This window comes from Streptomyces diacarni, from assembly GCF_003323715.1.
In the GTDB taxonomy this organism is placed as follows: Bacteria; Actinomycetota; Actinomycetes; order Streptomycetales; family Streptomycetaceae; genus Streptomyces; species Streptomyces diacarni.
This window is the reverse complement of sequence record NZ_QOIN01000047.1, coordinates 407,625-429,411: the sequence shown is the minus strand read 5'-3', so window position 1 is coordinate 429,411 and position 21,787 is coordinate 407,625. Positions and strand designations below refer to the sequence as shown.

Here is a 21,787-nt window from a genome sequence, read left to right as displayed (position 1 = left end):
CGAGCGCACGTCCGAGGAGCGGGGCCGGACCACGCGCGGGGTCTTCGGCTCCGGGCTGGCCAAGGGCCTGGCCGTCACGCTGCGCACGATGACCCGGCGGTCGGTCACCGAGCACTACCCGGACGTGCAGCCCGATCTGCCGCCCCGCACCCGGGGCGTGATCGGCCTGTTCGAGGAGAACTGCACCGTCTGCATGCTCTGCGCCCGCGAGTGCCCGGACTGGTGCATCTACATCGACTCCCACAAGGAGACGGTTCCTCCTGCCGCGCCGGGCGGCCGCGAGCGCAGCCGCAACGTGCTGGACCGGTTCGCCATCGACTTCGCGCTGTGCATGTACTGCGGTATCTGCATCGAGGTGTGTCCTTTCGACGCGTTGTTCTGGTCGCCCGAGTTCGAGTACGCGGAGACCGACATCCGGGAACTCACCCACGAGCGGGACAAGCTGCGGGAGTGGATGTGGACCGTTCCCGAGCCGCCGGGGCTGGACGAGCGTGCCGAGGAGGCCAAGGAGCTGGCCGCGGCCCGCAAGGCGGCGGACAAGGCCGCGCAGACGGCCGAGGCCGAGCGGCTCGCGGCCCACCGCGAACAGCCCCCGCAGGAGACCGCTCCCGCCCACGAGTCCCCCTCCTCTCAGGAGGCCGCCTCCGGCGAGTCGGCCCCTGGTGGTGCGGCGACCGGCGAGTCGGCCTCTGGTGAACCGGCCCCCGGAGGATCGCTCCCCGGAGGGTCGACCCCCGGCGCGGCACGGGACGAGGACCGACGGGACGGTGACGCGTGAGCCCCGCGACCACGGCCCTGGCGCACGCCGAGCCCCTCCAGCACCCCCACAGCCTCCAGCACCTGAGCAGCCTCCAGCCGCTCGCCGCCGGGCACCCCGGCTTCCTCTCCCCCACCGGGGTGGAGATCATCTTCCTCCTCGTCGGTCTCGTCACCCTCGGCGCCGCCGTGGTGACCGTCGTCACCAGGCAGCTGGTGCACGCGGCGCTGTGGCTGGTGGTCGCGCTCGGCGGGGTCGCCGTCGAATACCTCCTGCTCACCGCCGAGTTCATCGCCTGGGTACAGGTGCTGATCTACGTCGGTTCCGTCGTCGTCCTCATCCTCTTCGGCCTCATGCTGACCAGAGCCCCCATCGGGCGCTCGCCCGACGCCGATTCGGGCAACCGCTGGGTGGCGCTCGTCGTCTCCCTCGCCGCCGCGGGGACCCTCGTCACCGTCGTCGTCGACGCCTTCCGTGCCACATGGATCGACCTGGAGCAGCCCGTGGGCCCGGGCGAGGGCTCCTCCGAGGTGACCGGTATGGCGCTCTTCCGGCACTGGGTGCTGCCCTTCGAGGCGCTGTCGGTCCTCCTTCTCGCGGCGCTGGTCGGCGCCATCGTGCTGTCCAGACGGCAACAGGCCGCCCGGGCGGGCACCGGCGGCAGCGGCGCGCCGGGCAAGGCGGGTGGGAACTGATGCATCTCGCCTATCCCGCCACTCTCGCCGTCCTCCTCTTCTGCGTCGGCCTCTACGGCGTCCTCGCGCGCAGGAACGCCATCCTCGTCCTCATGGCCGTCGAGCTGATGCTCAACGCCGTCAACCTCAACCTCGTCACCTTCGACGTCTGGCTCCGCGACACCCTGCACGCGGGCCAGGCGCTCACCCTCTTCACCATCGCGATCGCCGCGGCCGAGATCGGCATCGGCCTGGCCATCGTCCTGCTCGTGTACCGCAACCGCGGCAGCTCCGACGTCGACAGGCTCCGGGACCTGAAGGAGCGCGACGATGCCCAAGCCGGTGCCCAAGCCGGTGCCGAAGCCGGTGTCCGCGGCGCCGGTTCACGCGATGGGAAGAGTCTGGCACCCGCCACTGACAACGACGCCGACGGCGGCTCTGACCAGGCACGTCAGGGCAGTTCGGACGCAGGGAGGCGCCCCGCGTGAGCACCACGATCCTCGCCGCTCTCGTCCCGGCCCTTCCCGCGCTCGGTGCGCTCGCGGGCCTCCTGCTCGGCCGCCGCGCGCCCGGCTTCGTCCGGCCGCTGGCCGTGCTGCCCACCCTCACCGCCGCCGTCCTCGCGGTCGTCGTCGCCGTGGGCCAGGGCGGCGGCGCCCCGGTGCGGGCCGCGACCGAGCTGGCACCCACGGGCAACGACGCGCTGCCGATCCATCTCGCCCTCCACCTCGACGGCTTCGCCGTGCTCGTCGCGGTCCTCGTCGGACTCGTCGCCACCTGCGTGCAGCTGTACTCGACGGGCTACCTGCGCGACGACCCCCGCTACGCCTCGTACGCGGCGCTCGTCTCCCTGTTCACGGCCGCGATGTTCCTGGTGGTCTACAGCGACGATCTGATCGTGCTGCTGGTCGGCTGGGAGGTCATGGGCATCTGCTCGTACTTCCTGGTCGGGCACTACTGGCAGACCCCGGCGGCCAGGTCGGCCTCCCTCAAGGCCTTCCTGGTCACCAAACTGGGTGATGTGCCGTTCCTCATCGGCATCCTGGCGCTGGCCTCCGAGGCGGGCAGCTTCCGCATCAGCACCGTCGTCACCCGGCTGACGTCGTCGCTGTCGGGCTTCGAACTGACGCACCCGACGCTGATCGCCCTGCTGCTGCTCGCCGGGGTCGCGGGCAAGTCGGCGCAGTTCCCGCTGCACTCCTGGCTGCCGGACGCGATGGCGGGCCCGACGCCCGTCTCCGCGCTGATCCACGCGGCGACGATGGTCGCGGCCGGCGTGTACGTGGTGGCGCGGCTGCTGCCCGTCTTCGCCGCCTCCACCGCCGCGCTGGTCGTGCTCGCGGTCGTCGCCGCCGTCACCATGACGGGCTCCGCACTGGCCGCGTTGGCCCAGGACGACATCAAACGGGTGCTCGCCTACTCGACGATCAGCCAGCTCGGCTACATGGTCGCGGCCCTGGCCGTCGCCGACCGGGGTGCCGCCGTCTTCCACCTGCTCACCCACGGCGCGTTCAAGGCGCTGCTCTTCCTCGCGGCCGGGGTGGTCATCCACGCGGCGGGCACCAACTCGCTGACCGTCATGGCGCGTACCGGCGGCATCGCCCGCCGTGCGCCCGACGCGTACTGGACCATGAGCATCGCGCTGCTCGCGCTGGCCGCCATCCCGCCGTTCTCCGGCTTCTTCTCGAAGGAGGCCGTGCTCGCCGGAGCCGAACACGCCGCCTTCGGGGGCGCGCACGCCCCGTTCGACGGGGCGCACGTCGTGCCCGCGAGCGCCGGATGGATCGTCCTGGTGGCCGGCCTGGTCACCGCGCTGCTGACCGCGGCCTACGCGACGCGGCTGTGGCTGCTGGCCGCAGCACCCCAGCGGCTGCGGGGAACCGTCAGCCGCAGCGACCAGGCAACCGAGATGACGGCCCACGGCACCGACACGGCGGCGCCGCTCGTCGTCGGACCGGAGAAAGCCGCAGAGCACGTACCCGAACAGGTGCCGCAGCAGGCACCGGAGACGGACCTGGCCACCCCGGAGCCGGCGAGGGACAGCGCCGACGGGCACCACCGCCTCCCCGTCGTCATGAACGCCGTCCTGTGGGTGCTCGCCGTGCCCTCCCTCGCCCTCGGTCTCGTCTTCCCCGTGCTGCCCCACTGGTTCGACGGCGCCTCCCTCACGCCCACGCCGACGACCTCCGTACTCGCCACAGGCGTCGCCCTGGTGGGCGGCCTTGTCACCTACGCCACCTGGCGCCACAGCACCGCACTCGCCGCGCTCCACCCGCAGCACGACGCCGACCCCGGTGTGCTGCTGCTCGGGCCGCTGCACCGGCACGCCGCCGCGGGCTTCCACCTGGACGCCCTCTACGACGCCGTCGCCGTACGCCCCCTCGTGGGAGCCGCCCGGCTGGTGCGCTTCGTGGACCGCGAGGTCGTCGAGGCCTACGTGAACGGGGCCGGACGCGGCGCCCGGCTGCTGGGCGCGGCCGTGCGGCGCGCCCAGACGGGCAACGTGCAGACCTACCTCGGTGCGCTGCTGACGGGCTCCCTCGTGCTCGCCGTCATCGCCGTGGTGGCCGCGACCGGAAACGGAGGGGCGTGACGTGATCCCGCTCGACGACACCGTCCTGCAGGCGCTCCTCGTCGCCGTCGTCGCGCTGCCGCTGCTCGGCGCCGTGGCCGCCCTGCTGCCCGCACCGCCGGGGCTGCGCGGCCGCGGCCCCGACCAGGCGGTGCTGCGGCACGGCGTGACCGTCACCGGCGTCGTGCTGCTCGCCGCCGTCGTGCTGGCGCTCGGCTTCGATACCGACCGCTCCGGCACCATGCAGGCCGAGTCGGACGTCAGCTGGATCCCGGCGCTGGACGTACGGCTGCACTTCGGTATCGACGGCATCTCCCTGCCGCTGCTCGTCCTGACGGCACTGCTGGCGTTCCTGTGCGCCCTCTACAGCTACGCCAGGATGCCCGCGGGGCCGAGCCCGAAGGCGTTCGTGGCGCTCATCCTGCTGCTGGAGTGCGGCACGCTCGCCACCTTCGCGGTGCTCGACCTGATGCTGTTCTTCCTGGCGTTCGAGATGGTCCTCGTCCCCATGTACTTCCTCATCGCCCGGTGGGGCGGTCAAGGCAGGGGACCGGCGGCGTGGAAGTTCATCCTGTACACGCTGCTCGGCTCCGTGGTGATGCTGCTCGGACTGCTGCTCCTCGGGCTGAACGCCGGCACGTTCGACATGGCCGCGCTCGCCCGGCAGCACGGCGCGGGGCTCGGCCACACCACCCAGGTGCTCGCCGCCTTGGCCATCGGCCTGGGGCTGGCCGTCAAGGCACCCATGTGGCCGCTGCACAGCTGGCTGCCCGGCGCCCACACGGCGGCGCCCACCGTGGGCTCCGTCCTGCTGGCCGGTGTGCTGCTGAAAATGGGCACCTACGGGTTCGTACGGATCGTCCTGCCCAGCGTGCCGGAGGGGGCGCACGCTTTCGCGCCGTACCTGGCGGCGTTCGCGGTGGTCGGCATCGTCTACGGATCGCTCGCCTGCCTGGCCCTCGCCCTCCCCTCTTCCGACCGCTCATGGAGGCGTTTCGCGCCCCAGTCGTCCCCGGGCGCGCAGGGCGACCTCAAGAGGCTGATCGCGTACTCCTCCGTCGGGCACATGGGCTTCGTCCTGCTGGGCATCGCCACCCTCACCCACACGGGCGTGAACGGTGCCCTCTACGCGAACCTCGCGCACGGCCTCGTCACCGGCCTGCTGTTCTTCCTCGTCGGCGCCCTGAAGGACCGTGCGGGCACCAGTGACCTCGACGCCCTCGCCGGCACCACGGGAGCAGCGCTCTACGGCAGGGCACCGCGGCTGGGAGGCCTGTTCGCCTTCGGCGCCGTCGCCTCACTGGGGCTGCCGGGGCTGGCCGGCTTCTGGGGGGAACTGCTCGCCCTCCTGGGCGCCTACCATCCGGCGGCCGGGCTCAGCAGGCCCGCCTTCCTTGTCTTCCTCGCCCTCGGCGCCCTCGGGACGCTCCTGACGGCCGCGTACATGCTCCTGGTCGTACGCCGCGTGTGCATGGGCGACCCGGCCGCCCCCACGTCGGTCCCGGGCCTGACGAAGGTGCCCGACGTCCGAGGTGTCGAGTGCGCCGCCTGGACCCCGCTGGTGGTCCTCACCGTCCTCGCCGGACTGTGGCCCGCGGCCCTCCTGGGACTGATGGACCCGGCCGTGCAGAGCCTCCTGCCAGGAGTGACCCGATGACGCTCCACACCGCCGTCCTCCACGGCCCCCACGCAACCGCCCCGAACGTCACCGCTCAGGGCGCGCACGATCTTGTGCACAGCGGGCACGCTCTCGTGCACAGCGCGGCCGCCCAAGGGACGCAGGGGGCGCAAGGGGTGCACCAGCTCGTCCAGAACGTCGACTGGGCCGCCATCGCCCCGCCGGCGATCGTCGCCGTCGCCGCACTCGTCGTCCTGCTGGCCGACCTGTTCCTGACGGAGCGCCGCAAGAGCCTGCTCGGGCCGCTGTCCGCCGTGGCGCTCGCGCTCGCCGCGCTGTCGCTCCTCCCTCTGGTCGGCGAGGACCGGCACACCTTCTGCCTCACGGCCGGTCCGCGCGCGTGCAGCTACGTCGCCGACCCCTTCGCCCTCTCCCTCCAGCTGCTCGTCCTGGGCGGCGCCCTGGTGACCGCCCTGCTGTCGATGACACCGGTACGGCAGGAGCGGCTGCCCGCCGGCGAGTTCTGGTTCCTGCTGCTGTCCTCGGCCTCCGGCGCCGCCCTGCTGCCCGCCTCACGCGACCTGGCGACACTCGTGGTCGCCCTGGAGGTCGCCTCCCTCCCGGCGTTCGCACTGGTCGGACTCCGGCGCGGACAGCGGCTCTCCTCCGAGGCCGCGCTGAAGTTCTTCCTCTCGTCCGTCGCCGCCACCGCTGTGATGCTCCTGGGAGTCAGCTTCGTCTACGCCGCCACCGGCAGCATGCACCTGGAGACCATCGCCGAGGCGCTGCCCCGGGTCGACAGCCGGCTGGGCACCCTCGCGGCGACAGGCGTGGCGCTCACCCTGGTCGGCTTCGCCTTCAAGACGGCCGCCGCACCCTTCCACTTCTGGGTTCCCGACACCTACGTGGGCGCGCCGGTCCCCGTCGCCGCCTACCTGTCGGTGGTCGGCAAGGCGGCCGGCTTCTCCGGGCTGATCCTGGTCACCGTCCGGGCGTTCCCCTCGTACGCGGACGCCTGGGGGCCCGTGCTCGCGGTGCTGGCCGCGCTCACCATGAGCGTCGGCAATCTGGGTGCACTGCGCCAGCGGACCGACCGTGCGCACGGGGCGGTCAGGCTGCTCGCCTGGTCCTCCGTCGGACAGGCGGGCTACCTGCTGGTCCCGATCGCCGCCGCCGGTGTGGCGGGCCAGGACGGACGCGCGGTCGGCGCGACGGTCGCCTACGCGCTCATGTACGCCGTCGTGAACCTGGGCGCCTTCGCCGTCGTCGCCGCACACCGGCCGCCCGGCAAAGACGGCAGGCTCGACGACTACCGCGGCCTCGCCCGCACCCACCCGTGGGCCGCCGCGGCACTCGCCTTCTTCCTGCTGTGCCTGGCGGGCCTGCCACCGGGGATCGTCGGACTGTTCGCCAAGGTCACCGTCTTCTCCGCGGCCGTGGACGCCGGGCTGGGCTGGCTCGCCGTGGTGATGGCCGTGAACGTCGTGATCGCGCTCGTCTACTACCTCACCTGGACGGCGCTGCTCTTCCGCCCGTCCGCCCGGCAGCCGGCCGGCGCGGGCACCGCGCCCGCGCCGGTGGCCATCCCGCTGCCGCTGACCGTCACCGTGGCACTGACCTCGGTACTCGCCCTCGCCACCTCCGGCGCTCCCCAGCTGCTCCTCCGGTTCGCCGACCTCGCGCTGTTCTGACGCGCGGCCCGCCCGGGGCCTCCAGGCCTCTCTCCGCCCCCCACCGGGCGACCCGTACCCGCTTCCGGTGCCGTCCGGAGGGGTACCGGGAACGCGTCGGCCGCCGGGGAACCGAGAACGTGCGCTCTCCGTTGACGGGAAAGGGAGGGTCCACATGACGGGGCCGTCGACGGCGGAAGGTCCGCCCGGCTCGGGGCCCCGCAGCACCATCTGGAGGGCGTACCGTGCACCGCCGGCACAACGGGCTGAGGACAGCTCTGCTCCTCGGAGGACTGTCCGCTCTCATCGTCGTCATCGGGAGCTTCTTCGGCACGACGGGCCTGCTGATCGCCCTGCTGATCGCGCTGGGTACGAACGCGTACGCGTACTGGAACAGCGACAAGCTGGCGCTGCGTGCCATGCGCGCCCGCCCGGTCAGCGAGTTCGAGGCCCCGCAGCTCTACCGCATGGTCCGTGAACTGTCGACGGCCGCGCGGCAGCCCATGCCGCGGCTCTACATCTCGCCCACCCAGGCACCGAACGCCTTCGCGACCGGCCGCAACCCGCGCAACGCCGCGGTGTGCTGCACGGACGGCATCCTGCGCCTCCTGGACGAGCGGGAGCTACGCGGCGTCATCGGCCACGAGCTCAGCCACGTCTACAACCGGGACATCCTCATCTCGTCCATCGCCGGGGCCCTCGCCTCCGTGGTGCTCTTCCTGGTGAACTTCGCCTGGCTGATCCCCCTGGGCCGCTCCGACGACGACGAGGGGCCGGGGCTGGTCGGCATGCTGCTGATCATGCTGCTGGGCCCGGTCGCCGCCTCCCTCATCCAGCTCGCCGTCTCCCGCTCCCGGGAGTACGAGGCGGACGCCTCGGGCGCTCAGCTCACCGGTGACCCTCTGGCGCTCGCCTCCGCGCTCCGCAAACTGGAGGCCGGTACGGCGCAACTCCCGCTGCCGCCCGAGCCACGGCTGGAGACCGCGAGCCACATGATGATCGCCAACCCGTTCCGCAGGGGCGAGGGCGGCATGACCAAGCTGTTCTCCACACATCCTCCCATGGCCGAACGTGTCGCACGGCTGGAGAAGATGGCAGGCTGGCGAGGGTGAAGACCCTTCTCAACCTCATCTGGCTGATCTTCTCCGGACTGTGGATGGCCCTCGGCTACCTGCTCGCCGGTGCCCTGTGCTGCGTGCTCGTCATCACCATCCCGTGGGGGCTGGCGTGTTTCCGCATCGCGGCGTACGCGCTGTGGCCGTTCGGCAGAACGGCCGTACAGCGGCACGACGCCGGCGCGGCCTCCGGGATCGGCAACATCGTCTGGCTGATCTTCGCCGGTATCTGGCTCACCCTCGGCCACATCACGCTCGGCGTGGGGCTGTGCGTGACCATCATCGGCATCCCGTTCGGCCTGGCCCACTTCAAGATGGTGCCGATCTCACTGATGCCGCTCGGCCGCGAGATCGTCCCCACGGGCACCCCGACGGCGTACCCGCACTACCGCTGGTGAAGCCCGGCCGCCGCCGTCCGGAAGGGTCCGGGCAGCGGCGGCCGGCCTCTCACGGTCGGCGCGGCCCCGCTCAGCGGTAGTTCACGAACTGCAGCGCGAAGTCGAAGTCCTTGCCCTTCAGCAGCGTGATGACCTCTTGGAGACTGTCGCGGCTCTTGGAGGTCACCCGGAGTTCGTCGCCCTGCACCTGCGCCTTGACGCCCTTGGGGCCCTCGTCCCGGATCACCTTCGCGACCTTCTTCGCGTTGTCCTGGGAGATCCCCTCCTGGAGGGACGAGCCGATGCGGTACTCCTTACCGGAGGCCTGCGGGTCGCCGGTGTCGAGCGCCTTGAGCGAGATGCCGCGCTTGACCAGCTTGGACTGGAAGATGTCGAGCACGGCCTCGACCCGCTCCTTGGAGTTCGCCCGCATCTCGATCCGCTCGCCCGACCACGCGATCGAAGCGTCCACACCCTTGAAGTCGTACCGCTGGGAGATCTCCTTCGCGGCCTGGTTCAGCGCGTTGTCGACCTCCTGCCGCTCGACCTTCGAGACGATGTCGAAACTGGAGTCGGCCATGGTGAGTTGGCTCCTCGTACATAGATCCGGCAGAAAGACGGCGGCCGCGTCGAGGCGGCAGCCGTGCGCAAAGCCTAGCCACCCGCGACCGGCCTTCCGCGCTCTCCTCGGCGGCGCCGCGCGGACCACTCGCCGCGGCGAGAACCGGGTGGCGAACCACCCCCGGCCATCGGGTATGGTTTACACCGTTGCCGCGGAGCACCGCCCCAGGCGGGCATCGGGCAGCAATCCCAGGCGGTGTGCCCGAGCGGCCAAAGGGAGCAGACTGTAAATCTGCCGGCTCAGCCTTCCCAGGTTCGAATCCTGGCGCCGCCACAGCGGAGAGAAGGCCCCTCTCACCTCGCGAAACAGCAGGTGAGAGGGGTCTTCTCGTGTGTCGGGCGCGATGTGGTCTCGGCGGAGCCTGTCTCACCGCGTGCCCCCTGAGTCCCACCGTCGGTCAGTACGTGTTCCCCAGGCGTTCCCCGGCCTTACCCCGCCTGTCCCCACTCGCGCAGAGCGTCGTCGATCCGACGGTTCGCGATCTCCTGCGTCCGGGCGAGTACCTTCGCGTACACGCGAAGTAGCACAGCGACACTGTGGCCGGCCCGGCGCGCGCACTCCATCGGGTCCACTCCGGAACTGAGCCAGAAGGAGACTCCCGCGTGACGTAGGTCATACGGGCGGCGAGCCAGGAGAGAAGCGGCTTCCTCCTCCGAGAGAGCCTTCTTCCGCGCCCGCGCCCACACCTCTCCGTAGCCGGTCTCCTGCAAGAGCCCGTCCCGATTGGTCCGGAAGAGCCGCCCGTCCGGCGCGGTGCCGCACCTCTCAATGTGCTGGCGCAGCATCCGCACGAAGTGCGGTGGGATCGGTACGGGGCGTGAGTCCTTCTCGGCTCGGGCCTTGAGGTGCCGCGCTTCGTGGGCCGAACCGTCGTTGGTCCAACTTCGGCCGGCTCGAACGCTGCCCCGCCGCAGGACGAGAGTGCCCCACCCCTTCTCAGGGAGGCGGCACTGTGAGCGTTGCAGCGCGGCAGCCTCGGCGGGACGCATGGCGGCGTGATAGAGGCAACCGAAGAACGCTTCCAGGCGTGCGCCGCGGTCTCCCTGCTCGCGTACGGCTCGCAGGAGCCGCCGCACCTGGTGAGGGTTCGCGACACTCTCCGGGTCGACCTCTTCGACTGACTTGGGCGCCGTCCATTTCACCGCCGTGAGCGGATTCACCGGCGTGGTGAAGTACTGCTGCTCGATAGCAAGGGAGAGAACGTCGCTCAGGCAGGCACGCTTCCGACGGGCAGTGCGCGCCGCCGCGGACTTGCCGTCGAGTTTCAGGCTCAGGGCATTCAGGGCGGTACGAACGTTGCCTGGCTCCTCAAGGGCGGACACCGGCAGGGAGTGCTTCTCAAGCCAGCGCAGCGCCCCTGCCACTTCCGCTGGCGGCTCCTCATCCCAGCGATTTCGGTTGTACGCCCAGCCGTAAAGGGCCTTTCGGAGCAGTGCCATCTCAGGGCGTCCCGCAGTCGTTTTGACGAGAGCAGGAGTGATTGTGGCCAGAGCGTCCGCGTAGTTCTTCCGGGATTTCGCGGGCGCGTTCGCCCACTTCCGGTCTACGTAGTCGCGGGTGTGCTGATACCAGGTGACGGAGCCCTGGCGGGATCTCAGCTCCGACACGGGCAAGCCCGAGTCCACATCGAACTGGTGCCCCTCGCGAAGGGCAGACATCAGCTCGGAGCGGCGCCCGTCGGCCTGCGCCTTGAGCTTGTAGCTCTTCGAGTGCTTCCGCTGCCCGACCAGCCAGTGCAGGCGGTACGGCTTGGGTCGGTCTTTCCGCGTCTCGATCGAGTAGACGCGTACGTCGTATGTGAGCATGCCTCTCCATGCCGAAGGGGCCCGCGCGGGGCCCCTTCGGCGGTATTCGTGGACAGTGAGGTCAGGCGGCGTCTTCTTCGTAGCGGCCCCACCAGTCGTCGAGGTCGCTGCGACGGACGCGAAGCTGGCCGTTCGGCAGCTTGATGAGCTTCGGTGCCTGGCCACGTGCGCGCATGCGGTAGAAGGCGGCGCGACTCATGCCGATCTCTTCGAGAACTTCCAAGAGCTTGAGCATCTGGGGGCGGGCCACGGTGCGACTCCTTCGCGGTGTCGTCGTTTCTCCGTCTGGGGAATCCGCAACATCCGCCACGCCGCAACATTGCAGGTCAGCGGCCTTAAATCTGTGGCGGATGTGTTTCTGTTGCGGATAGGGGCCGCCAGGCGGGGGCCTGGCGGCGTCTGCCGCGTGGACGGTGTCAGCCGACGCTGCGGAGGGTGCGTGTGTCGGTTTCCGCGTGCATGTGGCGGGTCTCGGAAGGGCCTTCCGCCACAATTTCACCCCGGTTGACCTGCGGTGTTGCGGCTGTTGCGGCTGTTGCGGATTTCTGGGGGTCCGGGGGGCAGTAGCGGGTCCAGGCGTCTTGGAGGTCTTCCGCGTAGTACCCCTTGGGGGTGGTGCTGCCGACCCGAATGCCTTTGGGCTTGATCGGGGTGTTGTCGGGGCGCACGTACTGGCTCAGGAGCTTGGACAGTCGGCGGGCGGTGAGGGGCTTGATGGCCTGTCCGTCCTCGCTCAGGTCGTCCCAGGGGGAGTCGTCCAGGGAGAGGAGGACTTCAAGGATGGCGGCGGTGGGCATCCGATCGACGCCGCAGAACACGCGGTCGCGTAGATCGGTCAACAGCCTTACTCCGAGGGAGGCTTCGTCGCCCGCGCTGGCGGCCTTGATGAGCGCCAGGCAGGCGGCGCGTCCCCGCTCGGGCCAGTGGCCGCCGGCCGCGTCGGCGACCGCGAGCAGTGGCTCCCACACGTCGGCCGGGCGGTCGACGACGCCTTCGGGCATCTCGGGCCAGGCGTCGATGATTCGGTCGTGCAGGGTGCTGGTCCACTCTGCGAGCTGGTCGCGCAGTGCGTGACCCTGCTTCTCGTGGAGGCGGCGTCGGTAGGGTTCGCACGTTTCGTTGGGGGCCTTTTTCCGCATCCGGATGATGACGGAGCGGGTCAGGATCGTGTCCGGCAGCGATCCGAGTCCGGCCATGGCGACCGCGCAGAAGGAGGGGAGGAAGGCGGCCTTCTGGTCGGTGCCGTCCCCGACGCAGCGCAGGGACTTGGCGCCGCGGCGATAACCGGAGTTGAGGAAGCCACGCACTTCCTCGTTTCCGCCGGCCTTGGGGCCGAAGACGGTGTCGATCTCGTCGAACAGGAGCGTCGGTGTGCCCTCCTCTGCGGAGACGAGCCGGAACAGCGCGTTCGCGGACGCGTTGACGGTGGTCGCAGCGCGTGGGGTGAGGGTTTCCACGATCTCCAGCGCGCGGGACTTCCCTGACCCCGGTTCCGGGGAGAGGAAGGCCAGGCGGGCGGTGCCGTCGAGCGCGTCCATGAGGTGCGCGTGCGCGTCCCACAGGGTGACGGCGACGTAGGCGGCTTCGGTGGGGAAGACGTTGAAGCGGCGGTGGAAGTGCTCGACCTGGTCGAGCAGTGCGGCGCCGTCGATGGGCTCGGTCATGCGGCGGCCCTCCCTTCGGTGCGGGTGAGCGTCGGGCAGGTGGTGCGGTGGGTGGTGTGGTCCTCGATCAGGGTGAGGACCTTGCGGTGGCCGACGGCGCTGCGGTCACGGCCGCAGGCACAGCGGGAGGTGGCGGTCGGGGTGGCGCCGCGGCCGGGTGCGGTGATGTGCAGCCAGGCGACTGGGCGGCGCCCATCGGCCCCGGCCTGCTGCTCGGCCAGGGTGGTGAAGGGAAGAGCTGAAAGGACGGCCTGCCGGCCGCCCTGCTCCATGCCGCCGCCGGCGTCGTGCTGCGGCTGCCGGGCGGCCGGTCGTCCCGCATCACGGGTGGGGAGGCTCTTAGTGGAGGGGGGTTCGGTCACGCTGCCCGCCTCCCGGATGTCGGGTTGTGGGTGATGGACCAGTCCAGGCCCCGGCGGATCACGTCGTCGTAGTAGCGCTGCGACTGTGTGGCGTTGGCCGCCGCCCCCCTACTAAGAGCCTCTTCGACCTCCCCCCGGTCGAGGTCGCCGGACGCGACCAGCCGCCCCAGAGCCCGCGCGGCCCGCAGCAGCGTGGCGTTGCGTGTGCCGTCCGCAGCGCCCGCCACGTTGGCCACCTCGCCCCGCAGCGCAGCCGCGGCGTACCCGCCCGCCCTGGTCACGACCGGCCCGGCTGCCGGCCGCGCGGGCCGCTGGGGTGGCTTGAGTGCGTCGTGCAGCCAGCCGGGCAGCGGTGTGGGCTCCTGGTCGTCGAGGACGGTGTAGGTGCCGTCGGGGGTGGTGCTGCCGGGGGCGACGACGTAGCCGCCCCACCCGCGGGTGTCGATCCGCCTGGCCAGACGGCCTGCGGTGTTGTGCAGGTGGGTGCCGGGCGGCTGGGTGAAGTACAGGTGTTCCCCGCCGCTGGGGGTCCGCACCCGGAAGGTGGCAGGTCGTGGCTGGTCGGCGCGCTCGCAGAGCGCTTGGAAGGAGTCCGCGCCGTCAGGCGCGTCCTTCGAGTCTTTCGGTTTGCGCGTGTCCAGGTCGACCACCAGCAGCCCGGACGGGCCCGTGGCGACGCCGACGTTGTAGGGCTGCTGGGACCACGCAGCCACCAGCAGGTCCTTGTCGGTGGTGGCGCGCTGCTCGGGCGTGCGGTGCCCGTCGGCGCAGCGGCCGGTGCGAGGGCAGTGCTTGTCGGCGTGGCCGGCGGGACGCTTGTCGCCGGGGCGTAGAGGGAAGACGTGCCACCCACGCCGTGCAGCCTCCAGCGCCCACGCGAGGAGTGCCAGGTTGCAGCTCGGGGCGTTCATGCGGCGGCCTCCCCGTCGGCGTCCGTGGCCTGGCTGGCGGTGAGGAGTTGCCGGTAGGCGTGGGCGGCTTGGTGGATGACGACGCCGTTGCCGAGGATTTTGAGTTGGTCGGAGCGGGAGAGGCCCAGGTCGGGGGAGGTGACCCAGCCCGGGTCGGCGCCCATCATCCATTCGACGAATGCCGGGGAAAGGCGCCGGTTGCCGCGCGTGCCCGGCTCGGTGGGCTCGGGTGCCCGGCGGCCCAGGACCGTCTCCCAGCGGCGGATCGCGGGACCGTAGTCGGTGCCGTTGGTGGCCACCCACGTGCGGTCATCGAGCCGCACGGCCTGGCCGGGCAGGTAGTAGCGTCCCGCCGCGTCCCGCTGGTTCGGCCCGCCGTGCGGCCCGTCGCTGGCCTTCGGTGTGGGCAGCAGGTTGACGACCACTTCGTTCAGCGGCCTGCTGTTGGTGCCCAGCAGGTTGGAGGCGCCGGACTTCCAGTCCCGCGCGGCCGGGGTGGGCAGCAGGGTGACGGCGGTACGCAGGTTCATCCCGCCCCTGCGTTTGGGGGAGGTGCCCGGCCCGCCCGTGCCGTCGGCGGCCGACGGCGTGGGCAGCAGCCTCAGCCCTCCCCCCGCTCCCGCTGCTGTTCCGGCTCGCGGGTGGGCAGCAAGAACACCACTTCGTCCTCCAGCGTCGGCCCGTGTCCCCCGGCTTTGCGTTTGTCCGGGTGCTGCGGTCCGCCGTTCCTGCCGAGCTGGGAGGTGGGGGTTTTCAGCAGCGGGATGGGCGAGGGCGAACCACCGGTCGCGGCGGTGCGGGGCGCCGACGTCGGGGTCTCCAGCTCGTAGGCACATCCACCGCGCGTCATACCCGAGCGTGGCCAGGTCCCGGGCGACGACGTCGAGTCCCCGGGAGCGGATGGCCGCGACGTTTTCCAGGAACAGGAGTCGGGGTCGAAGGTGGCGAACAGCCTCGACGATCGTGGTCCACAGTCCGGAGCGGTCACCGGCGATCCCCTTCCTGGGTCCGGCGTTGGAGATGTCCTGGCAGGGGAAACCGGCGATCAGAGCGGCCGGGCGGGGCAGGCCGGCGGCGATGGCGGGCCAGTCGACCGCCGTGATGTCGCCGAGGTTGGTGGCGTGCGGCAGCCGCGCGGCCAGCAGCCGGGAGGCGGCCTTGTCCTTCTCGCCCACGACACGGACCGGCAGACCGGTGACCGCTTCCACGGCCAGGTCCAGCGCCGCAGATCCGGTACACAGACTCACCGCGAACGGCTCGTCCTCGTGTGGTGTCGACGGGGTGGGTTGGGTCATCCTGGAGACCTCCAGTGCTCGCTGTTGAGTTGGTGCTGGTTGGGCAGGGGCGGCCCCGGATTCCTTTGGCGAGGTGGGGCCGCCCCTGGCGTGTCTAGAACGGCGGCTCGTCCCCGGCGGCCGGGCGGTTGCCGCCGGTGTTCCAGGCGTCGTCGGCGGGCGCCGCCGCCTTCTTCGTCTCGCCGGTCGCCTTGACCGGCTGGGCGGTGGCGAAGCGCAGGGACGGGCCGATCTCATCGACCTCCATGGCGAGCATGGAGCGGTTGTCGCCTTCCGGGGTCTGCCAGTTGTGCTGCCGCAGCCGTCCGGAGACGACCACGCGGTGCCCCTTGGCCAGCGAAGCCGCGATGTTCTCGGCCAGGCCGCGCCAGGCCGAGCAGCGCATGAACATCGCGGTGCCGTCCTTGTACTGGCCGGACTCGCGGTCGAACTGCCGCGGGGTGGAGGCGACGGTGAAGCGGGCCAGGGCGGCGCCGGAGGTGGTGAACTTCAGCTCGGGGTCGTCGGTGAGGTTGCCGATGATCGTGATGGGGGTGTCTCCCATGGCCATGGGTGATTCCTTTCAGAGGAAGTCGACGAGGGTGACGGGGTTCGGGGTGGGGGTCTGGGTTGCTTCGGGGTGGGTGGTGCGACAGCCGCAGTCGGCGGGGTCCGGGCACGGGACGGGACGGGCGTAGAGGTGCTGCGGCTGGCCGGGGGTGTAGGTGCGCAGGGGGTCGTTCCAGACGATCCGCGCGCGGGCGTTGAGTGCGGCCCACACGATGCGCTCAGGCAGGTGGCCGGGGAAGACGACGGCGGTCACGTCGTCCCATCCCCAGTCCTCCGCCTCGTCGACGAGGCGGAGGTAGCCGGTCTGGCCCCTGGGGGCGGTGTCGGTCATAGCGTGCGTTCTCCTTCCGGTCAGCCGCCGAAGTCGTTGGCGGTGTTGGTGATGGAGGAGACGAGGTTGTTGATGGTGGAGCGGGCGTCGGTGCTGGCGGTGTAGAAGCCGAGGAGGAAGACGGCTATCGCGGCCCAGGTGCCGACGGAGCGGGAGCGCAGCAGGAAGAAGACGACGGCAGCGAGCAGGACGAACAAGGAGACGGTCACGGCGTGCTCCTCAGTGGTGGTTGATGGTGCCGCCTGCGCGGCTCATGAAGCCGTGGGCGGTGATGTTCTGTGTGATGTGGGCGGGGGCGCGGTTGCGCCAGCGGCCCAGGAGGAGGGCGGCGCCGCCGCATCCGGTGGCGATCAGGGCGACGGCGGCCCAGAGGGCGTTGGTCATGGCGATGACTCCGGGTGCGGCGTAGGAGAGGCCGAATCCGCCGGCGCCGATTCCGGCGCCGAGGGTCGGGGCGAGCAGCGCGGTTGTCTTGGCCCAGCCGGGGACCCCGGATGACGGCGCGGCGGCCAGCGGGGGGGCCGTGGCGGGCGCCTGGGTGTAGGCGAGGGTGCGCCGTCCGTCGGGCAGGGTCACCAGCTCCACCCCCGGCGGGATCTCGGCCGGGCCGAGTGGGGCCCGCACGAGGTGTGCGGGCGGGTTGGTCTGGTCGGTGCGGGTGAGGGTGGTGATCTCGTAGGGGGTCTCCACAAGACGCCTCCAGACGGGGAAGAGGCGGCCCGCGGGCCGCCTCGGTGGTCACGCACTGTGGTTCTACTGGGTAGTGGGTACTGGGTAGCGGGTAGTGGGGTGCGACTGACAGACGCTGGTGAAGGTGCCCTGCGCGGGTGTTGAGAGGGTTAGTGGGTAGTGGGGTGCGGCCCCACTACCCACTAACCAGTAACCGTGAGTGAGCTGTCAGGCGTGGTCGGGGTGGACGTAGACGGAGTGCGGCCCGCGGTCCCGGTAGACCAGCTCGCCCCGCTCGACGGCGGCTTTGAGTCCTTCGCGGACCGTCTTGCGGTCGCGCTTGACGATGCCCGCGACGGCTGCGGGCTTGAGTCCGGCGGCCCCGGCGGACTCCACGGCGTGGATGGCCGCGGGAAGCCACTCGGGACCGTCGGCGCCGTCGTTTCCGGGCGCCTGTTCGGCGTCTTGGGCGGTCGCGGCCTGTTCGGTGATCCGCTCGAACTCTTCCAGCGCCCGCGCGATGGCCGCGGCCGTCTGCGGGTCGTCCGGCCCTTCCCCCGAGCCGCCGCCCCCCTCCGGCGCCTGGGGACGCTCGGGAGGCTGCTGCTCGGTCGGCTGGCTCTTGGCCTTCTGGACGTAGTAGTCGAGCGGCTTCATCGGCGTGAGCGTCCCCAGCCCGGCCGACCCGCCCGCCTCCCGCGAGGGCGGGCCGTCCTGAGCGGCGGTCGTCTGCCGCGGGGTGGTGGCGCCGGCGGGGCGCGGCATGTCAAGGGATTCACATAGCCACGCCACGCGGTTGGGGTCGGTCCACCGGTTGGCGTAGCCGAAGGGGGCGGCGTCGGTTTGGGCGGCTTGGTCGAGGTCGGGGCGGATGTCCCACCGGGCGACGGACAGTAGCTCGATGTCCTCGCAGCGGGCGCCGTCCTCCCGTTCGTCCTCGTCGTTGGCGAAGTACGCCTTGGCCCGCTCGGGGCCGGTGCCGCCGACGGCGGCGCGGGCGCCGTCGAGGATGTAGAGGGAGCCGTTGCCGGGGAGGGTTGCGACGTTGACCTGCTGGTAGTGGTCGGGGAAGACGAACTGTCCCTCGGCCTTCTCCCGGAACTTCATCCCGATCACGGTGTCGTACTGGGAGGCGATCTCCCCGCCGCCCGTGTTCGGCCCGGTGCCGCGCTGTACCGCGTCGATGTAGTCGACGGCGGCCTTGCGGCCCTTCTTCACGCCGCGGGTCTTGGCCTTGAGCGCGTCGGGTGTCCAGGCCATCAGGTCGCTGTTCTCGTCGGAGACGACGACGATGGCCGGCTCGGACTCCTTGGGCTGGATCTTGCCGCCCTTCATCCGCAGTGCACGGCCGTCCCCGACCGCGTGTGCGGCCTTGTAGAGGCGGACTGCCTCGTCGGGGGTGGTGGCCACCCAGTCCAGGATGGGCCGGTCGATCAGGTTCCCGTCGCGGTCCTTCCACTGCTGGGCCCAGGGGCGCAGCCACCGCTTGGCGGTGTTGCCCTGGGCCATGTCCACCATCCAGATCACCACGTCCACACAGCGGGTGAGGGCGGCGATGATGACGTGCAGCAGCACCGACTTGCCCGACCCCTTGGCCCCGGCCACCAGCACGGAGTTCTGCCGGAAGAGGATCTCCAGCGGCTCACCGGACTCCAGGTCCCCGAGGGTGAGCGGCTTGCGGATCGTCAGGGGGTGGTCGTCCGCCGGGAGGTGGATCGTCTCGGCCAGGACATCGCGGGTGGTCACGTGCAGCCACGCTTCGTTCGCTTGCGGCGTGCTCTCCAGCCGCAGAGCGCCGGTGCGCACTCCGGCCCTCACTTCCAGGGTCGGCAGGAGGGTGCGCAGGTGGGCGGTGGTGCTGCTGGCCAGTGTCAGCAGCAGCTTGTAGCCACCGCGGGTGGGCTGCTGCTTGGACACCTCCACCCCGCGGGCGCCGGCGTCGGCCAGGTGCTGTTCCCACGCGGCCGTGTCCGCGTTCTTGGCGCCGCTCTCGGTTGCCCACTGCGCCGCGATCTCCTCGGCGCGCAGGCCCCGGTCGATGGCGTAGAACGGGGTGAGTGCCGTGGTGGCGGCGGTCAGCGCGGCGGCGGATGCCATGGTCCACGGGGTGCCGTGGGCGGCCCAGTTGACCCACGCGGCGGTGGCGCTGGTCCAGGCGGTGGTGAACCCGGTGTGGAACCAGCGTCGGTAGCGGCCCTGGCCACTGGTGCGCACCCAGCGGGAGACCGCCGCGGCGGCGATACCGGTCATCGAGCCGACGCCGATCCAGCCGAGCGGAAGGGCGGTTCCGGCGTCCTGGGCCAGGCCGAGGGTGAGGCTTCCGGCGTAGACGGTGGCGGCGGTGAACAGCGGCGTGCTGACGACGCCGTGCCGCCAGGGGATGGGTTCATGGCTGCGCGGACGGCTCAGCATGATGAAGACGTCTCCGATCAACGCGAACGGGCGGGCAAGACGGCGGGGCGGGCCGCACCTGCGCGGCCCGCCCCGGGGGATGCTGCGAGGGGCGGGTTACTGGTTGTTGGCCGACTGGTCCCACTTGGCGCCCTGCGGCGTGGGGTTCTCGATGTTGTCGATCTGCTCGGCGTGGATGATCCGGTACAGCGTCGGGATCGACTCCAGGCGTCCGGCCAGCGCGTGCGCGTAGACGGAGGTGTCCTCGTACGCCTCGGGGATGGCCTGGTTGACCTTGAAGTTCTCCCGCGCGTTCATCGCAGCGGCCCGGATCACGTCCCCGATGGCGGACTGCACCTCGGTCAGGGCGTGCATGGTGGCCTCGAACCCGACCATGTTCTCGGCCGGGTTCATCAGCAGCAGGGCACCTGCGTTGCGGACGGTCTCGGCCGCGTACCGCAGCGGCAGGGTGGGTTCCAGAGCAGACACGGGAGCTCCCTTCGAAGCAGTGGAGGAGGACGTGAGAACCGCCGGGCTGGCCACCGGCCGGTGCGGCGCCGTGGCGGCCGTGCGTCGGCCGCGGGAGGCCCCGGCGGGCGTGGTGGTGGGGGTGGTTCCGGCGCTGGTGTGCTTGTACATCCAGGTGTTGAGCCAGCCCAGCGTTCCGGCCCAGGCCACCGCACGGGCGGCGGGCGTGGCCAGAGTGTGGAAGAGGCGGGCAAGGGGGCGCAGCCAGTTCGGGCCGATGGTGGAGAACCGCACGTTGCCCAACGCCATGTGGCCGTGCAGAACGGCGCGGCTGCCGTAGCGCCACGCGCGGGCCAGCAGCGGCGACCCGTACCGCGCCACCCCGCGCGCCGTTGCCCGGAGCGGGGCGGCCGCGGTGCGCAGACGCCGACGCGTTGACCTGGTGGTGTGCTTGCGCAGCTTGCTGCCCGCCGCATAGGAGAGACGGCGAGCCGGGCTCATCGGCGCCGACCGCACCCGCGCACGCTCCCTCCGTCCAGGCTTCGCGCGCTTGTCCAGAGCCTTGGGCGAAGCGGTGGACGGCTTCGTCTTCGGCTTCCGCAACCGCCACTTGCCGCCCTTGGCCTTGGAGCCGCCGGCCGGGGCGTTCTTGGGCTTGGGCCTGGCCTTGAGGAAGCCGGGCCGCAGCCGCCCGCCGCTGCCGGTGTGCCCCGCATTGGCCCGAGCCGCTTTCGCGGCCTTCCGCGCCGACTTCGGCGACGCCCCACCAGAACGAGGACCCAGGGAACCGCCACCAGATCGGGAACCACCACCGAGCGAGGAACGGCGACCGGCGGCACCAGCCCGGTTGAGCCCGGCAGCGGTCTTGCTGGTCAGCCCCTTACCGGACCGCCCGCCCGGCCGCAGGCCACTCAGCCCCGAAGCGCCACCACCACGGCCCGCGCGCTGACCAGGCACCCCGCCAGTCCGCGGCGGCGTGCCGCCGCCCGACGCGCCCGCCCGCCCCCCTGACGAGCGGCCGGCAGAAGGCGTCGAGTTGAGCCCGGCGCGCTGCGGCGCCCGCTTGGAAGTGGAAGTGAGCCCGGTGGGCTTGGCCGACGCGGACGTACCGCCCCGGCCCAGCGGCCGCCCGCCGCCCGAGCGGCGCCCACCGGCGCCCCCTATGGTGTTGCGCCCGCCCGAGCCGGCGGGAGACGTACGGCGGCCGGACGCGCTGCCGCCGGGCATCCGGCCCAGGCCGCCCCCGCGTCCCGGGCCTGCGCCGCCCCGGGGCAGCGCACTGCCCCACTTGCTGCGGCTGCGGCCCGAGCGGCGCCGCCCCCGCGCCACAAGGACACCGGTCGCGATCCCCGCGCAGGCCAGCAGCGCGACAACGACCATGCCCAGCCCGAAATGGTGCGTGAGCCAGCAAAACCCGATCAGGGACATCAGCGCCCCACCGGGAACGGCGACCCCGCCCAACGTGCCCTGCGTCCCCGTCGGGGAGCCGTTTCCCGACGGTTTCGACGGCTGGTCGCCAGCGGAAGCTGGCGGGCTGCTCTGCGAACGGGAGGAGTGTGGAGGAGCGGGAGGCGCCTGCGGTGGTGTCGGCGCCGTGGTGCTCTTGGACATACCTGTCTCCAGACACAAGCGTGAGGAACAGCCGCCAGGAAGCTGCCGGGACACCCGCCCGCCCCGCGCGGGGCCGGACGGGGGCGCCCCGGCATGCTTGCCCTGGTCAGAGCTGGTTCGACTCCAGGGAGAAGAAGAGAACGACGCCGTGCGTCAGGTCGGGGAACTCACGGGCGTACTGCTCGCGCAGCCACTCGTAGACGTCGTGGCGTGTGGCCTCGGGCTGGGGTGTGAAGTTCCCGGACCACGTGGCTACCGCGAAGCCGCCCCCGGCTTGCGGCTTCTGGCAGGTCATGACGAAGTGGTGCGTGCCCTGCTCAGGCATG

The 21,787-nt window shown here is 71.5% G+C and carries 22 protein-coding genes and 1 tRNA gene; 9 read left to right on the top strand and 14 right to left on the bottom strand.

The window, feature by feature from the left end:
- Positions 1-88: 88 nt before the first annotated feature.
- The 8 genes from DTL70_RS21235 (at position 89) to DTL70_RS21200 (ending at position 8,804) form a co-directional block, all read left to right on the top strand.
- A complete protein-coding gene (locus DTL70_RS21235) occupies positions 89-778 on the top strand; it encodes a 4Fe-4S binding protein (RefSeq protein ID WP_114023686.1) in 690 nt (229 codons plus the stop codon).
- Positions 779-840: 62 nt separating this feature from the next.
- Positions 841-1,452 (top strand): NADH-quinone oxidoreductase subunit J family protein, encoded by a 612-nt coding sequence (locus DTL70_RS21230; RefSeq protein ID WP_114023685.1) that lies wholly within the window; start codon positions 841-843, stop codon positions 1,450-1,452.
- On the top strand, positions 1,452-1,919 hold the full coding sequence (gene nuoK, locus DTL70_RS21225; RefSeq protein WP_114023542.1) for an NADH-quinone oxidoreductase subunit NuoK: 468 nt from the start codon (positions 1,452-1,454) through the stop codon (positions 1,917-1,919). Before DTL70_RS21230 ends, nuoK begins: the two co-directional genes overlap by 1 nt.
- Positions 1,916-4,024, top strand: coding sequence for an NADH-quinone oxidoreductase subunit 5 family protein (locus tag DTL70_RS21220; RefSeq protein ID WP_114023541.1), 2,109 nt, complete (start codon positions 1,916-1,918; stop codon positions 4,022-4,024). The genes nuoK and DTL70_RS21220 overlap by 4 nt, the downstream gene beginning before the upstream one ends.
- 1 nt (position 4,025) lies before the next feature.
- A complete protein-coding gene (locus DTL70_RS21215; RefSeq protein WP_114023540.1) occupies positions 4,026-5,660 on the top strand; it encodes a complex I subunit 4 family protein in 1,635 nt (544 codons plus the stop codon).
- A complete protein-coding gene (locus DTL70_RS21210) occupies positions 5,657-7,312 on the top strand; it encodes an NADH-quinone oxidoreductase subunit N (protein ID WP_114023539.1) in 1,656 nt (551 codons plus the stop codon). The genes DTL70_RS21215 and DTL70_RS21210 overlap by 4 nt, the downstream gene beginning before the upstream one ends.
- Positions 7,313-7,536: 224 nt before the next feature.
- Positions 7,537-8,403: a zinc metalloprotease HtpX gene (gene htpX, locus DTL70_RS21205; RefSeq protein WP_114023538.1), complete on the top strand. Its 867-nt coding sequence runs from the start codon at positions 7,537-7,539 to the stop codon at positions 8,401-8,403.
- Positions 8,400-8,804, top strand: a complete 405-nt coding sequence (locus DTL70_RS21200) for a YccF domain-containing protein (protein WP_114023537.1) — start codon at positions 8,400-8,402, stop codon at positions 8,802-8,804. The genes htpX and DTL70_RS21200 overlap by 4 nt, the downstream gene beginning before the upstream one ends.
- A 70-nt stretch (positions 8,805-8,874) precedes the next feature.
- Here DTL70_RS21200 and DTL70_RS21195 read toward each other — a convergent pair whose 3' ends face one another.
- Complete coding sequence (locus DTL70_RS21195; protein ID WP_114023536.1) at positions 8,875-9,363, bottom strand: YajQ family cyclic di-GMP-binding protein; 489 nt, start codon at positions 9,361-9,363, stop codon at positions 8,875-8,877.
- A 233-nt stretch (positions 9,364-9,596) separates the two neighbouring features.
- Here DTL70_RS21195 and DTL70_RS21190 point away from each other — a divergent pair.
- Positions 9,597-9,678 (top strand) — tRNA-Tyr (locus tag DTL70_RS21190).
- A gap of 155 nt (positions 9,679-9,833) precedes the next feature.
- Here DTL70_RS21190 and DTL70_RS21185 read toward each other — a convergent pair.
- The 13 genes from DTL70_RS21185 to DTL70_RS21125 all read right to left on the bottom strand — a co-directional run bounded on the left by DTL70_RS21185 (position 9,834) and on the right by DTL70_RS21125 (position 21,786).
- Entirely contained in the window at positions 9,834-11,210 is a 1,377-nt protein-coding gene (locus DTL70_RS21185) for a tyrosine-type recombinase/integrase (RefSeq protein WP_114023535.1), read from the bottom strand.
- Positions 11,211-11,271: 61 nt separating this feature from the next.
- On the bottom strand, positions 11,272-11,460 hold the full coding sequence (locus tag DTL70_RS21180) for a helix-turn-helix transcriptional regulator (protein ID WP_114023534.1): 189 nt from the start codon (positions 11,458-11,460) through the stop codon (positions 11,272-11,274).
- Positions 11,461-11,626: 166 nt separating this feature from the next.
- A complete protein-coding gene (locus tag DTL70_RS21175) occupies positions 11,627-12,874 on the bottom strand; it encodes a DUF3631 domain-containing protein (RefSeq protein WP_114023533.1) in 1,248 nt (415 codons plus the stop codon).
- Positions 12,871-13,236: a hypothetical protein gene (locus DTL70_RS34395; protein WP_245979495.1), complete on the bottom strand. Its 366-nt coding sequence runs from the start codon at positions 13,234-13,236 to the stop codon at positions 12,871-12,873. The genes DTL70_RS21175 and DTL70_RS34395 overlap by 4 nt, the downstream gene beginning before the upstream one ends.
- Positions 13,233-14,147: a bifunctional DNA primase/polymerase gene (locus tag DTL70_RS21165; protein ID WP_114023532.1), complete on the bottom strand. Its 915-nt coding sequence runs from the start codon at positions 14,145-14,147 to the stop codon at positions 13,233-13,235. The genes DTL70_RS34395 and DTL70_RS21165 overlap by 4 nt, the downstream gene beginning before the upstream one ends.
- Positions 14,144-15,442, bottom strand: a complete 1,299-nt coding sequence (locus DTL70_RS21160; protein WP_114023531.1) for a DNA cytosine methyltransferase — start codon at positions 15,440-15,442, stop codon at positions 14,144-14,146. Before DTL70_RS21160 ends, DTL70_RS21165 begins: the two co-directional genes overlap by 4 nt.
- A gap of 94 nt (positions 15,443-15,536) precedes the next feature.
- Entirely contained in the window at positions 15,537-15,992 is a 456-nt protein-coding gene (ssb, locus tag DTL70_RS21155) for a single-stranded DNA-binding protein (RefSeq protein WP_114023530.1), read from the bottom strand.
- Positions 15,993-16,004: 12 nt separating this feature from the next.
- A complete protein-coding gene (locus DTL70_RS21150; RefSeq protein WP_114023529.1) occupies positions 16,005-16,322 on the bottom strand; it encodes an LLM class flavin-dependent oxidoreductase in 318 nt (105 codons plus the stop codon).
- A gap of 20 nt (positions 16,323-16,342) precedes the next feature.
- Positions 16,343-16,531: a hypothetical protein gene (locus tag DTL70_RS33630; RefSeq protein WP_181861010.1), complete on the bottom strand. Its 189-nt coding sequence runs from the start codon at positions 16,529-16,531 to the stop codon at positions 16,343-16,345.
- A gap of 10 nt (positions 16,532-16,541) precedes the next feature.
- The gene (locus tag DTL70_RS21140; RefSeq protein ID WP_114023528.1) at positions 16,542-17,012 is read right to left on the bottom strand and encodes a hypothetical protein; all 471 of its coding nucleotides are present in this window, start codon (positions 17,010-17,012) and stop codon (positions 16,542-16,544) included.
- Between the two features lie 207 nt (positions 17,013-17,219).
- A complete protein-coding gene (locus tag DTL70_RS21135) occupies positions 17,220-19,403 on the bottom strand; it encodes a hypothetical protein (protein ID WP_147266801.1) in 2,184 nt (727 codons plus the stop codon).
- 96 nt (positions 19,404-19,499) lie between these two features.
- Positions 19,500-21,278 carry a hypothetical protein gene (locus DTL70_RS34805; RefSeq protein WP_147266800.1) on the bottom strand — a complete coding sequence of 593 codons (1,779 nt, stop codon included), beginning with the start codon at positions 21,276-21,278 and terminating at the stop codon, positions 19,500-19,502.
- A gap of 289 nt (positions 21,279-21,567) precedes the next feature.
- On the bottom strand, positions 21,568-21,786 hold the full coding sequence (locus DTL70_RS21125; RefSeq protein ID WP_114023525.1) for a hypothetical protein: 219 nt from the start codon (positions 21,784-21,786) through the stop codon (positions 21,568-21,570).
- Position 21,787 lies beyond the last annotated feature (1 nt).

What these genes read in the sequence shown, in the direction of transcription:
- DTL70_RS21235 (WP_114023686.1), top strand. Translation starts at nt 89, where the DNA reads ATGACCCGGCGGTCGGTCACCGAGCACTACCCGGACGTGCAGCCCGAT.
- nuoK (WP_114023542.1), top strand. Translation starts at nt 1,452, where the DNA reads ATGCATCTCGCCTATCCCGCCACTCTCGCCGTCCTCCTCTTCTGCGTC.
- DTL70_RS21210 (WP_114023539.1), top strand. Translation starts at nt 5,657, where the DNA reads ATGACGCTCCACACCGCCGTCCTCCACGGCCCCCACGCAACCGCCCCG.
- DTL70_RS21195 (WP_114023536.1), bottom strand. Translation starts at nt 9,363, where the DNA reads ATGGCCGACTCCAGTTTCGACATCGTCTCGAAGGTCGAGCGGCAGGAG.
- DTL70_RS21185 (WP_114023535.1), bottom strand. Translation starts at nt 11,210, where the DNA reads ATGCTCACATACGACGTACGCGTCTACTCGATCGAGACGCGGAAAGAC.
- DTL70_RS21175 (WP_114023533.1), bottom strand. Translation starts at nt 12,874, where the DNA reads ATGACCGAGCCCATCGACGGCGCCGCACTGCTCGACCAGGTCGAGCAC.
- DTL70_RS21165 (WP_114023532.1), bottom strand. Translation starts at nt 14,147, where the DNA reads ATGAACGCCCCGAGCTGCAACCTGGCACTCCTCGCGTGGGCGCTGGAG.
- DTL70_RS21160 (WP_114023531.1), bottom strand. Translation starts at nt 15,442, where the DNA reads ATGACCCAACCCACCCCGTCGACACCACACGAGGACGAGCCGTTCGCG.
- ssb (WP_114023530.1), bottom strand. Translation starts at nt 15,992, where the DNA reads ATGGCCATGGGAGACACCCCCATCACGATCATCGGCAACCTCACCGAC.
- DTL70_RS21150 (WP_114023529.1), bottom strand. Translation starts at nt 16,322, where the DNA reads ATGACCGACACCGCCCCCAGGGGCCAGACCGGCTACCTCCGCCTCGTC.
- DTL70_RS21135 (WP_147266801.1), bottom strand. Translation starts at nt 19,403, where the DNA reads ATGCTGAGCCGTCCGCGCAGCCATGAACCCATCCCCTGGCGGCACGGC.
- DTL70_RS34805 (WP_147266800.1), bottom strand. Translation starts at nt 21,278, where the DNA reads ATGTCCCTGATCGGGTTTTGCTGGCTCACGCACCATTTCGGGCTGGGC.
- DTL70_RS21125 (WP_114023525.1), bottom strand. Translation starts at nt 21,786, where the DNA reads ATGCCTGAGCAGGGCACGCACCACTTCGTCATGACCTGCCAGAAGCCG.